Annotated in this window: 10 protein-coding genes; 5 read left to right on the forward strand and 5 right to left on the reverse strand. The window is 33.1% G+C overall.

Annotation, left to right across the window (positions count from 1 at the left end):
- Positions 1-60: 60 nt before the first annotated feature.
- Complete coding sequence (locus IW18_RS04995; protein ID WP_041516482.1) at positions 61-1,842, forward strand: 1-deoxy-D-xylulose-5-phosphate synthase; 1,782 nt, start codon at positions 61-63, stop codon at positions 1,840-1,842.
- Positions 1,843-1,881: 39 nt separating this feature from the next.
- A complete protein-coding gene (locus IW18_RS05000) occupies positions 1,882-2,883 on the forward strand; it encodes a DUF3078 domain-containing protein (protein ID WP_041516483.1) in 1,002 nt (333 codons plus the stop codon).
- 87 nt (positions 2,884-2,970) lie between these two features.
- Here the strand turns inward: IW18_RS05000 and IW18_RS05005 are convergent, their stop codons facing one another.
- Both IW18_RS05005 and IW18_RS05010 read right to left on the reverse strand, forming a co-directional pair.
- Positions 2,971-4,317, reverse strand: coding sequence for a deoxyguanosinetriphosphate triphosphohydrolase (locus IW18_RS05005; protein WP_041516484.1), 1,347 nt, complete (start codon positions 4,315-4,317; stop codon positions 2,971-2,973).
- Between the two features lie 235 nt (positions 4,318-4,552).
- On the reverse strand, positions 4,553-5,014 hold the full coding sequence (locus tag IW18_RS05010) for an Lrp/AsnC family transcriptional regulator (RefSeq protein WP_041516486.1): 462 nt from the start codon (positions 5,012-5,014) through the stop codon (positions 4,553-4,555).
- 158 nt (positions 5,015-5,172) lie between these two features.
- Between IW18_RS05010 and metE the strand changes: the two genes are divergently transcribed.
- Positions 5,173-7,494: a 5-methyltetrahydropteroyltriglutamate--homocysteine S-methyltransferase gene (gene metE / locus IW18_RS05015; protein ID WP_041516487.1), complete on the forward strand. Its 2,322-nt coding sequence runs from the start codon at positions 5,173-5,175 to the stop codon at positions 7,492-7,494.
- A 347-nt stretch (positions 7,495-7,841) separates the two neighbouring features.
- Here metE and IW18_RS05020 read toward each other — a convergent pair whose 3' ends face one another.
- Positions 7,842-8,423: an outer membrane beta-barrel protein gene (locus tag IW18_RS05020; protein WP_041516488.1), complete on the reverse strand. Its 582-nt coding sequence runs from the start codon at positions 8,421-8,423 to the stop codon at positions 7,842-7,844.
- Positions 8,424-8,722: 299 nt separating this feature from the next.
- Here IW18_RS05020 and gldA point away from each other — a divergent pair, with 299 nt between their 5' ends.
- Entirely contained in the window at positions 8,723-9,619 is an 897-nt protein-coding gene (gldA, locus tag IW18_RS05025; protein ID WP_041516489.1) for a gliding motility-associated ABC transporter ATP-binding subunit GldA, read from the forward strand.
- Between the two features lie 512 nt (positions 9,620-10,131).
- Complete coding sequence (locus IW18_RS05030) at positions 10,132-12,255, forward strand: outer membrane beta-barrel family protein (protein ID WP_041516490.1); 2,124 nt, start codon at positions 10,132-10,134, stop codon at positions 12,253-12,255.
- Positions 12,256-12,717: 462 nt separating this feature from the next.
- On the opposite strand, the gene IW18_RS05035 is transcribed toward IW18_RS05030, so the two are convergent.
- Positions 12,718-13,884: a PepSY-associated TM helix domain-containing protein gene (locus IW18_RS05035; RefSeq protein WP_052480087.1), complete on the reverse strand. Its 1,167-nt coding sequence runs from the start codon at positions 13,882-13,884 to the stop codon at positions 12,718-12,720.
- Positions 13,885-13,980: 96 nt separating this feature from the next.
- Positions 13,981-15,225: a DUF4374 domain-containing protein gene (locus tag IW18_RS05040; RefSeq protein WP_041516491.1), complete on the reverse strand. Its 1,245-nt coding sequence runs from the start codon at positions 15,223-15,225 to the stop codon at positions 13,981-13,983.
- Positions 15,226-15,231 lie beyond the last annotated feature (6 nt).

The following is a 15,231-nucleotide window of genomic DNA, read 5'->3' on the forward strand; positions in this document are numbered from 1 at the left end:
GCTACGTAATCTAAAAAGGAAATTTAAATTTAAAACCGTAAATTTGCTTTTTACCTTACAATGAAAAGCAACTTACTTTCAAACATATACAATCCGGCTGATTTACGCTTACTTTCTGAAACTCAACTACCGGAAGTCGCACAGGAATTACGTCAATTTATAATTGATATCGTTTCTGTAAAAGAAGGTCACTTAGGCGCCAGTTTGGGCGTGATTGAATTGACCATTGCATTGCATTATGTTTTTAATACTCCCAACGATTTACTGGTTTGGGATGTTGGTCACCAAGCATATGGGCATAAAATTTTGACGGAAAGAAGAGAAAATTTCGACACAAATAGACAACTAAACGGTATTTCTGGTTTTCCAAAAAGAAGTGAGAGTATTTACGATACTTTTGGTGTAGGTCATTCTTCAACATCTATTTCGGCAGCTTTAGGAATGGCAATTGCTTCTAATTTAAAAGGCGATTTCGAAAAACAACACATTGCAGTTATTGGCGATGCTTCTATTGCATCTGGAATGGCATTTGAAGGTTTAAATCATGCCGGAGTTACAAATGCTAATTTGTTGGTTATTTTAAATGATAATGCCATTGGAATTGATCCAAGTGTGGGGGCTCTCAAAAAATATCTTACTGCTGTAAAAGAAGGAAAAAACCCGAAGAAGAACAACATGATTAAATCTTTAAATTTTGATTATTCGGGTCCAATTGATGGTCATGATCTTCCTAATTTAATAAAAGAACTTAATCGCTTAAAAAATATAAAAGGCCCAAAATTTCTTCATATTGTTACTACAAAAGGAAAAGGTTTACAACAAGCCGAAGAAAATCAGGTTAAATACCATGCGCCCGGAAAATTTGATGCTTCGACCGGAGAAATCATTTTAAAATCTGAGGAAAATTTACCTCCTAAATATCAGGACGTTTTTGGTTTAACTATTTTAGATTTGGCCAAAAAGAACGAAAAAATCATCGGAATTACTCCGGCAATGCCATCTGGAAGTTCTCTAAAATTCATGATGGACGAAATTCCGGAACGTGCTTTTGATGTGGGAATTGCAGAACAACACGCCGTTACACTTGCAGCCGGAATGGCAACGCAAGGTATGATTGTGTATTGCAATATTTATTCGACATTTTTACAACGCGCTTACGATCAGGTTATTCACGATGTTGCTTTGCAAGATTTACCTGTTATTTTTTGTTTAGATCGTGCTGGTTTGGTTGGCGAAGACGGCGCTACGCATCACGGCGTTTTTGATATTGCTTATTTGCGCGCAATCCCAAACATTATAATTTATGCACCAATTAATGAAATTGCGTTGCAAAACATTTTATATACAGCTCAATTAGGATTAAATCATCCTATAGCGATTCGTTATCCAAGAGGCCGAGGTGTTATTGCAAATTGGGAAGTAGAAAATTTCGGACATTATGAAGAAGTAAAAATTGGTCAGGCATTTTGTTTAAAAAACGGAACAAAAGCGGCTGTTTTATCTACCGGAACAATTGGTAATAATGTAATCTTAGCCATTAATGAATCTGAAAACAAAGATGCGATCGCACATTACGATTTCCCATTCATAAACCCATTGGATACGGGCATGTTACTTGATGTTTTTTCGAATTACGATCGAATAATTACTATAGAAGACGGTACTGTAAATGGCGGTTTTGGAAGTGCTATTTTAGAGTTTTCGGCTTCAAATAATTTCAAGAATAAAATTGAAGTGCTGGGCATTCCTGGCATGTTTATTGAGCACGGAACGGTAAATCAATTACAACAATTGTGTAAAATTGACGTTAAAAGTTTGATAAATCTTTTCCAAACGATCTAAAATAATTATTTTGCAACACCAAAACAAACTAAAATCATAATGAAATTATTGCGTTCTACCCTTTTGCTTCTATTGCTTTTGTGTACTTCAAATAACTTTGCTCAAATTATACAAACGACTTTAGACCCGAATCAATTACCTCCGCTTCCAACTAATTGGACTAAAAAAAATCAGGTGGGTTTTGATATTTCCGAAATTGCTTTTGTGAACTGGAGTGCCGGGGGAACAAGTTCTATTTCTGGTTTGTTTAAGGGCGAATTTGGAAGAACTTACATTAAAGGAAATCACAAATGGGCGAACGAACTTATTGTAAAATATGGTTTGAATAAGCAAGATGGTACTGAACTAAGAAAAACCGATGATGCTTTTTTACTAAACTCTACTTATGGTTTTAGAAAAGACTCGATTACAAATTGGTATTATTCTGCAAAATTTAATTTTAACACTCAATTTACCAACGGATACAATTACCCAAATAGAGATATTGCTATCTCTAAACCTTTTGCACCGGCTTATATCTTTTTAGGAGCTGGAGCTGAAAACTCAAATAAAAAGAAAAACAGAACTTTTTATTTCTCTCCAATAACATTAAAAACCACTTTAGTTCTAGATCAGGACTTAGCAAATCAAGGATCATTTGGTGTTAAAAAAGCTGTTTATGCGCCGAATCCTCTTGATCCAACTCAACAAATTTTGATTGAAAACGGACAAAAAGTAAAAGCGGAATTTGGTATTTTGGTTACGGGATATATGAAGAACGAAATTTACAAAAACGTATTTTACGAAAACAGATTGAGTTTGTATACAGACTATTTGAATAAATTTGGAAATGTCGATATTGATTACGACACTCGTTTAGATCTTGTTGTTAATGCTTATGTAAAAGCTAATATTGGTGTTCACTTGGTTTATGATGATGATATTAAAACCAAAAAAGATGTTATTGATCCAACTACAGGATCAAAAAGTCAGGTTAACGACGGACCAAGAATGCAGTTAAGACAAGTTTTAGGTGTTGGTCTGGTTTACGCTTTTCAATAATAAAACTCCTTAACGAGTACTAAAAATGCCCTATAAAATATCTTTTATAGGGCATTTTTATTTTTAAATCCAATTCGAATTACTGGATTAATTATTCTTTCTTCCGTTAATGGTTTCAAACAATTCTAACGCATTTCCGTCTGTTAATAGCGAAACATAATGGCAAATATGCAGTAAACGCTCGTACAAATTTGTTTTCTCTAAATGATGTTTTTCAGGCAACATTTTCAAAAGTAATTTATCGTAGTTTGATGCTGTTCCTTCATATTTATTATTAAAAGCTGTTATAAATTTATCCAATAAAGTCTGGATAATTTGATAACCAACAATTTCTTTCTCGATAACTTCTCTACTCTGGTAGATTTTTTCAACGCTCAAATTGATAATATCATTCATTTGCGCTTTGTACTTACTTTTATCTGTTAAGGCAAAAGGAAATTGTCCGGCTAGAATCGCTTCTTCATTTTCAATAAAAACATCTACGGCGTCGTTAATCAAAGTTCCAATGGCAAGAGCACGTAAATAACTAATACGATCTTCTTTTGTGGTTAACGTTTTATATTTTGCAACTCCAATATTGTCTTTTACAAGTTTGATTAGATATTCTAAAGCATAATCCTCAGAAACCAAACCTAAATTTATTCCGTCTTCAAAATCGATAATCGTGTAGCAAATATCATCTGCCGCTTCAACTAAATAAGCCAGCGGATGTCTTTCAAAACCAATATCATCTCCAGATTTATTGGCAATCATTCCCATATCTTTGGCAACAGCTTCAAAAAATGTTTTATCAGTCTGGAAGAAACCATACTTTTTATCGGCAATATTATTGGTTGGCTTTTTAGGCAAACTTTCTTTTGGATATTTCATAAAAGCACCCAAAGTCGCGTACGAAATTCTAAGTCCTCCTTCAATTCCGGGACGACTTGCAGTCAATACTGAAAAACCATTGGCATTTCCTTCAAAATCAATTAAATCCTGCCATTGTTTTGGTGTTAAATGCTCTTTGTGTTTTAATCCGTTTCCTATCGAAAAATACTCTCCAATGGCTTTTTCGCCCGAATGTCCAAAAGGCGGATTACCAATATCATGCGCCAAAGATGCCGCAGCAACAATAGCTCCAAAATCGTTCATATGATAACCATGAACTTCTTTTAAATACGGATATTTTTCTATAATTTTTTTTCCTACCAAACGCCCTAACGAACGCCCAACTACCGAAACTTCTAAACTATGTGTTAATCTGGTGTGCACAAAATCTGTTTTAGAAAGCGGAATCACCTGAGTTTTATCCTGTAAAGATCGAAACGCCGCCGAAAATATAATTCGGTCATAATCTACTTCAAAGCCTAAACGAGTATCATCTTGTTCTACACGCAATCTTTTGCTAGTATCGCCTTGGCGTTTTAGTGATAAAAGTTGTTCCCAGTTCATGTTTAATTTTAGATTTGTGATTTTAGATTTTAGATCGAGGATCAAAAGTACAGTTTATTTTTAGGATAAAATATGTCACAGATTAATTTGATTTAAAAGATTAAATGTTTTGTTCGCCACGAATTTCACGAATTAACACAAATCATTGCGGGTAAATTAATTAGTGAAAATTCGTGAAATTCGTGGCTAAAATTTTATACATAACGATAATTATAATCTGTGGCAAAAAAACATTTTAAAATTCTAAAGCAGTACTATGTTTAATTTCGCCCATTACAAAAATACTATTTGTGTTTCCGATGTTTTCGATTGTAGACAATTTATTCATTACAAAATCCTGATAACTCTCCATATCCTTTACCAAAATTTTTAGCATAAAATCGTAATCGCCTGCAATATTATAACATTCGATAATTTCAGGAAGTGCTACAATATCTTTTACAAAATTGCTTCCCACATTTTTGGCGTGCTCTTTTAAACGAACATTACAAAAAACGGTCATTCCCCGATTCATTTTTTTCTTATCTAATAGTGCAACATATTTAGTAATAAATCCGTCGCGTTCTAACCTCTTTATACGCTCATAAACTGGCGTCACGGTCAGGAATAATTTGCTCGCAAGGTCTTTTGTATTAATATTCGAGTTCTCCTGAAGGTATTTTAAGATCAATAAATCAGTATTATCTAAATTTTCCATAGTGTTTTTTACGGCTAAAGTTCTTTTTAAAAGATTTCATCAGTAAAATAATCTCCAATAAACTAATTTTAAAATACATTTTACTGAAATATTTGCCAAATATAAGTTTTAAAATCTAATACAATAAATTTGTTCAGTAAAAAATACTGAAATAAAAAATGAAAACAAATAATTTAGGTTATCCAAGAATTGGGAGCAACAGAGAATTAAAAAAAGCTTCTGAGTTGTATTGGGCAGGAAAAATAGCTGTCGACGAATTAATCGAAGCCGGAAAAAATATTCGCCGCCAAAACTGGCATTTACAATCTGAAGCTGGTGTAGATCTGATTCCGTCTAATGATTTTTCTTTTTACGATCAAGTTTTAGATTTAACACTAACTGTTGGAGCAATTCCGGAACGTTATCAAGAACTTGCTAAAACAAACTCGCCTATCGATTTGTATTTTGCTATGGCAAGAGGCGCACAAAGAGACGGACAAGATGTTGTAGCAATGGAAATGACAAAATGGTTTGATACCAATTACCATTATATTGTTCCTGAATTTACAAAAAACCAAAAATTCGAACTGTTTTCAGAAAAAGTAATTACTGAATTTAAAGAGGCAAATGCTTTAGGAATTACTACAAAACCTGTTTTAATTGGGCCAATATCTTATTTGCTTTTAGGAAAAGAGAAAGAAGAAGGTTTTCATAGAATTGATCTTATCGATAAATTGCTTCCGGTTTATTTCGAAATTTTCGAGAAATTAAAAGCCGAAAATGTTGAATATATTCAGCTAGACGAACCGTTCCTTGCTTTGAATTTAACGGATAAAGAAAGAAATACTTTCACGAAAGTGTACAACGAAATCAACGAGCGTTTCCCAAATATCAAAATTATTTTAGCGAACTATTTTGATTGTTTTGGAGAAAATCTAGAAACTGCTTTGGCTTTGCCTGTTGATACTTTTCATTTAGATTTAGTACGTTGTCCGTCTCAATTAGATGATATTTTAGAATCTGGAAAATTGGCTTCAAACGTAAATCTTTCTTTGGGAGTTGTTGACGGAAGAAATATCTGGAAAAATGACTTTAAAAAATCTTTAGAGTTAATCAAAAAAGCAACTGATGCTTTGGGAGAAAACAGAATTCTTATTGCTCCATCTTGTTCTTTAATTCACAGTCCATGCGATTTAGATTTAGAAACAAACGATGTAATTCTAACTCCCGAAATTAAACAATGGCTGGCTTTTGCAAAACAAAAAATTAATGAAGTTGTTTTATTAAAAAAATTCGCCTCTAACGAAATTGACATTAAAAACTCGATTGATTTTGAAGAAAATAGAATTGCAAACGAAAATCGTAAAACATCAAAATTAATTCATAACAACGAAGTTAAAACGCGTGTTGCCGGAATTACAGCTTCTGATGACAAACGTAAAAGTACTTTTGCTACGAGAAGAAAGAGTCAGATCGAAGCCTTAAACCTGCCCTTGTTCCCTACAACTACAATTGGATCTTTTCCTCAAACGGCTGAAGTGAGAAGCTGGAGAGCAAAATTTAAAAAAGGTGAGTTAACTACTGAACAATACAACGAACTAATCGAGAAAGAAACCGAAGCTACGATTCGTTTTCAGGAAGAAACCGGAATTGATGTACTTGTTCACGGAGAATTCGAAAGAAACGATATGGTGGAGTATTTTGGGGAACAATTGGCTGGTTTTTCTTTTACAAAAAATGGCTGGGTACAGAGTTACGGAAGCCGTTGCGTGAAACCTCCGGTTATTTATGGTGACGTTTCGAGACCAAACCCTATGACGGTAAAATGGTCGAAATATGCACAATCTCTAACGCCAAAATGGGTTAAAGGAATGCTAACAGGACCTGTAACGATTTTGCAATGGTCGTTTGTTCGTAACGATCAGCCGCGTTCTGAAACTTGTACGCAAATTGCTTTGGCGATTCGTGACGAAGTTGTTGACTTGGAAAAAGCAGGAATCAAAATTATTCAAATCGACGAACCTGCAATTCGCGAAGGTTTACCGTTGCGAAAAGAAGAATGGGCAAATTATTTAGACTGGGCTGTAAAGGCTTTTAGAATTTCGGCAAGTGGCGTAAACGACGATACCCAAATTCATACACATATGTGTTACAGCGAATTTAACGACATTATTCAAAACATTGCCGATATGGATGCCGATGTTATTACGATCGAATGTTCGCGCTCGCAAATGGAACTTTTAGATGCTTTTGCCAATTTTAAATATCCAAACGAAATTGGACCTGGAGTTTACGACATTCACTCTCCACGTGTTCCGTCAAGCGAAGAAATGGTTCGTTTGTTAGAAAAAGCTTCGGCGGTTATTCCGGTAGATCAATTATGGGTAAATCCTGATTGCGGTTTAAAAACACGTCATTGGGAGGAAACCAAAAAAGCTTTAATCGAAATGGTTGCTGCCGCTCAGGAAATGAGAGCCGCTGTTGAAAATCCTGTTTCATAATTTTTATTTAACTGTGTTAGTAGCAAGTCTTTTTTTGCCACAGATTGCACAGATTAAGACATACTTTATAGCTGTTCTTTAAGAAATCTGTGAAAATCTTTTAATCTGTGGCTGAATTTTATCGCTTTGAGATTTGGCATAAACAGTTACATTTTTTTATTTAGATATATTTTTGTTTTTAGTGCCAACTGGCGAAATCGGAACTCTTGTAGTTATGAATTAATTCCGATTTCGTTTAGGTTGGTATTATTTTTTTGAAGCAGAAAATTTCCGTTTTCATAAAATCTTTCATCAACAAAAAAGCACTTCGTTTGAAGTGCTTTTCTATTTTACCTTAAAATCTAAATTTAGAAGTTTTTAGAAATTCCAATGTTTACTGTTTTTCCAAAATTGAAATCGAATTTATTATAATCTACGTCAGTTTTATCATAACTTAATGTTTCGTAGCCTAAACCTCCAATACTAAAATTTAAACCAAAACCCTTCTTCATATTAATAAATAAAGCTGGAGTTATACCTGCATATAAACCGTCAGCTTTATTATCCGATACAAGTGATCCATTTTCATAATTTTTCACTTTTTGATTTTGAAAACCAGCTCCTAAATCAGCAAAAACTGAAAAAGTTTCACTCAAAGGCACCGTATAACGTACAAATGCTCCAGCTTTAAAATTATTAGCTTTCCCTTCAGCCCCGCCATTATTAGTTTTTGAAGACTGTATCATAAACTCAACTCCCGCCGTCCAGTTATCATGAAATTGGTAACCAACTTTTGGAGAAAATTGAAAAGTATTTGTTTTTACCGATGAGATTTCTCGATCGGCTTTTTCAGAAGTATAACCAATGTTTCCTCCTACTAAAACTGTTCCTTTCTGTGCGTTTGCAAAGCTAGCTATAGCTAATGCAAGAATAAGTAGCATTTTTTTCATAGTTTTTTTATAAGTTAAAATTTACAGTTATTCAACAACAACGATGCCATCACATTGCTCATTAAATTCAGAAAACTCACATTTACAATTACTTGATAAAAACCAAACACATAGTTTACAAACTCAGCTTTTAATACAAATTACTACTTATTAATTTTACTTAGTGCACAAAAAAAGCACTCCAATTGGAGTGCTTTTTTAAAATTGAAATATATAATTCCTAAAATTAGAAATTCTTTAAAAGGCTAAATTTAGTAATCAATAATATTTCTGTTTACTTTTGTAGCAAATAAAAAGTCATGTCGATAGAAGTAAACAACATATCAAAAAGTTACGGAACTCAAAAAGCATTGAATTCAATTTCATTCTCTATTCAGAAAGGAGAAATTGTTGGATTTCTGGGTCCAAATGGAGCAGGAAAATCTACGTTGATGAAAATTTTGACGACTTATTTACTTTCAGATGATGGCACAGCTCTTGTAAATGGTCATGATGTTATGACGGATACAAAAGCGGTTCAACGTTCGATTGGATATTTACCAGAACATAATCCGTTGTATTTGGATTTGTATGTTCGCGAGTATTTGGCTTTTAATGCCGATGTTTATCAGGTTCCAAAATCAAGAATCGAAGAAGTTATTCAACTTACAGGTCTGTCAAACGAAAGTCATAAAAAAATAGGACAATTATCTAAAGGATATCGCCAGCGTGTGGGACTTGCCAACGCTTTATTGCACAATCCAGATGTTTTAATTCTAGACGAACCAACTACTGGTCTAGACCCAAATCAGTTGATGGAAATTCGAAATGTTATTAAAAATGTCGGGAAAGATAAAACGGTTTTTCTTTCGACACATATTATGCAGGAAGTTGAAGCAATTTGCGATCGTGTCATTATTATTGACAAAGGACAAATTGTTGCCGACAAAAAACTAGATCATTTGGTTTCTGAAAATAAAGAACAGGTAATCGAAGTCGAATTTGATTATCAAATCGAAGAACAACTTTTGGCAAAGCTTGAAAATATTACATCATACAGAAACATTCACGATATGACTTGGGAATTGATCTTTGTTGCCGAAAAAGATATGCGTCCGGCTATTTTTGATTTCGCCAACGAGAATGGTTTAAAAACATTACAACTAAATCAGAAAAATAAAAATCTGGAAGCTGTCTTTAGAGAAATTACTAAATAAGTCACAGTTTATAGTCGCAGTTTACGGTTAAAAGCCAATTCTTCTATTTGAAGAATTGGCTTTTTTGTTTATGAAACATTCCGCTCTCACCTCAACTTTTTGTCGAAGCGTGAAGCCCTATTTTTACTGGATTTTTTATCAAAAATCTGATTTTTAATTCTATTTTTTACTTTTTATCTAAATCACGAACAACTAACTATCAGTTCGTTATGGTTTTTTGTTGCAAATTTTAACTATTTTTATTTAGACTTATTATAAATAGTTATATATTTGAACTCTGAAACTTCAAAATACCACACCGATGTTCTCTATAATCAATACTATTAAATCCTTATTTTTCAAGATATCAAAGCCTTTTTTTAATCTTCAAAAAAAAATTTCTGATAGACTAGAACAAATCGTTTTAAAATAGAAACATCTATTGACAACGATAAAAAAGGTATTTATTTTTTACAGATTCGTATACTCAAATACATTAAAACCTTACTCCAATAAAATCAAATCAAAATACCATGAAGAATTTTATAACATCTATTATACTTGCGTTTTCGGTCTACGGATTTTCCCAGACCGAAAAAGAGAAAGATAGCGTTGTCGAAACCTCTATAAACGTTTTAGATGAAATTGTAATTACTAAAAAGAAAGTTTTATATACTCAAAAATCAGATCGATTAGTTTTTAATGTAGAAAATAGCATTGTTTCTGAAGGAGGAACTGCTCTCGATGTTTTATCACGCGCTCCGGGTGTTGTGGTGTCTCAGGATGGAGAATTATCAATTCGTGGACAACAAGGTGTTGGCGTGATGATAAATGGTAAATTAACACAGCTTTCGCAAAAAGAATTGGCTAATTATTTAAAGTCTACAACCTCATCAAATATTAAACAAATCGAAGTTATTACAAATCCTTCTTCTAAATATGATGCAACCGGAAAAGCCGGAATTATCAACATTATTTTAAAGAAACCAAATGCGGGCGGTCTTAAAGGAACTGTTTTTACAAATTATGGAAGAGGTCGAAAAAACAGAACAAATTCTGGTGTAAATCTTAGTTACAACAAGGATAAATTTGGCGTTTACGGAAACTACAGCTACACTTTTAGAGGCGAAGAAGAACGCAAAGTATTTGATCAAAATCAATATACAGATAATACTCGCCAGACTATTTCGACAAAAAATCATCAAACTTCAACGACTGATGAACCGTTGACTTCTAACAATTTTAAAATAGGAACTACTTATGAGGTTTCTCCTAAAACAAATTTAGAAGTTTATATTGATGCAAAACTTGGACGTTATGAAAATATTGCCAACGGTAGAAATACGTTACTTAATGCATTAGATCAAATACAATTTGATGCTTCGACCTATAATGACAGCAAAGAAAAATGGAACGATTATACGTATGCTTTTTCTGGGGTTCATAAATTTAATACGGAAGGAAAAAATATGTCTTTTGATTTTGAATATGAAACTTCAAAATTTAGATCAAATCAGTTTCAGAGTGCAAAAAACATTGATCCATCGAGTACAACGAATGTAAATGACAGACGAGGTTATATTCCGTCACAATTAAAAGTTTTTACCGGAAAAGTAGACTTTACAAATCCTTTAAAAGAAAAACAATCTATTGAATGGGGATTTAAAGCAAGTGTAAAAAACAATGACAATCCTTCGGTTTACGAATATTATGATAACAATCAATGGATTGTTGATCTTAATTCTACGAATCATTTTGAGTATAAAGAACAAATTTATGCGGCTTATGCCAATTATAAATATCAACTGGAAAATTTTAATATTCAGGGTGGTTTAAGAACTGAATATACTGCGATAAACATTTTACAAAAAACCTTAAATGAAGAGCATAAGGATGATTATTTAAAATGGTTTCCAAGTGTTTCATTGAAGTATGAATTAAGTAGTAACCACTCGTTACACGCTTCTTACAGCAAAAGAATAAACAGACCAAGCCAATTTGATTTGAATCCGTTTCGTTTTTATGATGATTCGTTTAATTACTCTCAGGGAAATCCAAATTTGGTTCCTGAAATCACTCATTCGACAGAAATTGGATATGCCTGGAAAAGTGCTTTTATGGCTTCATTGTATTTCAGTAAAACTAAAGATGTTTTTACCGAAGTTTATGTTTATGATCCAGCAACTAACACGACAGTAACGTCGCAAATTAACGTTGACAAATCCTATAATTATGGGGCAAATATTACCAATACAACCGAAATTTATAAATGGTGGTCTGTAAATACTCTATTTAATATTTTCGAAAATAAATTTATGGGCAATGTTGTGAATACTGATAAAATTGACCCAATTGTAACTCTAAATTTAAGTGTACAAAACTCATTTACAATTACTGAAAGCTGGAAAGCCGAAGCAAATGCTCAATACCAATCAAAATCTAATCTTGGTATTTATGAAAGAGATGCATTCTTTGATTTTAGCATCGGAATTTCGAAACAGGTATTGTCTAAAAAAGGCAATATAAAACTGAACATTACTGATATTTTTAATACTAATAATTTCCACATCAACTCAGTTATTGCACAAACAAGTATCAACAAAAGATATGATCTTGACAACCGCATTGCAACGATTGCCTTTACCTATAGAATCTAATGTTTTTGGATCTTTAGTTTCCTTGTTTTTGTTTTTTTTTGATGGAAAAGAGCCTGTATGTAGTTAACAGGCTCTTTCTGTTTTTGGTTGATAGATTAATAGACGGCGAAAAATGGCACGCAGATGATGCTGGTTTAAATGGCTTTATGCTGATTTTTTATTTTACAACGGATTAATCCCGAAGCTTCGGGACTTTGCTACAATATAAATCATTCCTTCGGAATTTTTCTTTAAGAAGTTCCAGAGGAACAAAACATATTGTAGGGATGGATTTTAATCCATCCTTCGCAAGAAGCTCAATAACGTTGGGCTACCCGCTTTTGAGGGCTTCGACTTCGCTCAGCCTGACAACTTTTAATATTAAATTCTTAAACAAGAAAAAGTCTTTTGGAGAATATTACTTCTCACAAAAGACTTTAAAAACTAACTAACAAAAAATAACAAATAAAAATCAAACTAGAGTTACGCTCTGGTTTTTTGCTTTTTCTTTTTTCCACACCAAATGTAAAATCCTGTAATGGGCAAACTGGCACAAATTAAACTTGCCAGGAAATAAATAATCTTAGTTGGTAATCCGCCTACCGCACCAATATGAAGGCTGTAATTGGAACGCATTAACCATTTTGAAAAACGTTCGTCACCAATATATTTATGTGATTTTGGAAGCAATTCGAGTGTTTTCGAATCAAAATATAAATCTCTCCAAACGCCTTTATACATATCTGTACATACATAAAAATCTTCTTTTGGATCATCTGGAAAATGAATAATAACGGCTTCTTTATTTTCCTTGGCGATTTCTGTTCGTACTTTCTTCCAAAGAAAATCGGCAGCAGCCAGCTTATCCATTTGTTGTTTGGATAAAGTATCTTTTTTAACCGCAACAACTTGTTCTTTTTTATCTTTTTCGTCGGTCCAACCACCACTAATCCAATAAGTACTTTCTCGCAACCAATGAAAGCTCATTAACATTCCGGTAAAAGCAATAAGCATTGCTAAAATCAACGTATAAAACCCCATAACGTTATGCAAATCATAATTCAGACGTTTAAATTTGGCATCCCATTTTATTTTAAAACTACTATTTCTGGTTGTTTTATTCCACTTTTTAGGAAACCACAGTATAAGTCCGCTTATTAATAAAAGGAAGAAAATAAAGGTTGCCCAAGCTGTTATTTGCGAACCAATTTCCCGATCGAGCCAAAGATTACGATGTCCTTCATCCATTATATGAAAAAAGTCCTCATGGTCTACCATTCCTGTAATTTTACCGTTATACGGATTTACATAAATCAGCGAATCCGATTCGATATCGACTTTAATTGATTTATCTAAACCATTATACCAAACTCCATGAATTTCTTTATTGGGTAATACTTTTTGAACTGCTGCATAAATTTGTGAAGGCGGTAATAATTTGTCCGGACTTTGAGCTTCTACATTTAAATATGGCGATGTTAGTTCTTTTATTTCGTGTTCGAAAACTAAAATGCAACCCGTTATTGCCATGATAACTACTATTATTCCTGATCCCAATCCGAGCCATAAATGCAGCCAGGCATTGATTTTACTAAAACGTGATTTTCCTTTATTGGGTGGTTTACTTGAACGGCTTTTAAAAATATTCATTGAAATTAGTATTTGAAAAACAACATTAGATTGATATATAAAAAATGGCTTAAGGATTATTGTATAACACCTCAAGCCATTTTAGAATGTATTTATTTAGTAAGTCAATTTACCAATTGCCGGTAAATAAAGACCTTCTTTGATAAGTGCTCCGGCTTTTGCTGTACCTGTTGCAATATCTATTTGATAAACACGTGCCTGATCTCCAGTTACAAAACTTTTGTATGCTTTTCCGTTTTCAACAAATAAACTTCCTAAACCAAAAAACTCATCTCCACCGTGATTTGGTAATCCTGTTACTTCTAAAACTGTTTTAGCCGATAGATCAAGAATTGCAGATTTGAAAAGTGTATTTGTTCTAAGGAAACTGTAAACTGGACTAACTGCGTCTATGGTATTAGGAATATAAGAAATGAAAACTTTTTCTCCTCCTAATGGGTATGCAGCCAAAACTTTTCCTTTTAATGAACTTGCTTCAAGATCAAAAAAGTATCCCGGATCAAACTTTGCATCTCCTTTTTTAATACGTAAAACTCCAGATGAAACTGCTGTAACTGGGTAACCACCAGCGCGAGCATTAGACGAAAATGTATAAATGTCTCCAGACTCTGTTTGTACAATTCCGGTATTAGTATAATACATTCCAATAGCAGCTGTTCTAGTGTCTTTTATTGTAGTCACATAATCTAAAGAAGGATATTTGTAGATTCTCACAATAGCATCAGATGATAATACTTTGTTTGTTCCATCAGATACATCTTTGATATAAACCGGAACAAAAAGTTTGTCTCCAGAAACTGCAGCTCCTGTTGGCCAGTACAATACTTTTTTATTATCTGGTGAAACTGTAAAGTCGTTGAATTTTCGACCATCAATAGCAACTGTTGTAGGGTTGTAAATCATCAATTCATAATCAGATGAACTACCGTCCCATGTCGCACCAATATTGATCATTTTTTTATCATCTGTATAACCTACAGCATAAGATGATTCGAAAGAAAGTTTATCTCCGGCTACTAATTTTCCAGCACTATTAAGATGATATGAAACTGATCCTTCATCTCCGGTAGTTAATGCAAAAAATGTGTTATTTACCGGAAAACAACTTCCATCCTTTTCTATTCCTACTCCTTTTGCACTAATTTCTCCAATCATTAATTGATCTGTAGAATTAAAATCTAATATATACTGAGTATAATCGGCCAACCAATAAGATGCAACGTATTTAGTACCATTTACTGCTGGTGTTTCGTCTTTTGCAGCATCGTCACTGCTACATGAAAAAATAGTTACTGACAGAAAAGCCAATGCAAAGCATTTTGCGAATTTGTTTACAAACATGATTAT

Source organism: Flavobacterium hibernum (assembly GCF_000832125.1).
In the GTDB taxonomy this organism is placed as follows: domain Bacteria; phylum Bacteroidota; class Bacteroidia; order Flavobacteriales; family Flavobacteriaceae; genus Flavobacterium; species Flavobacterium hibernum.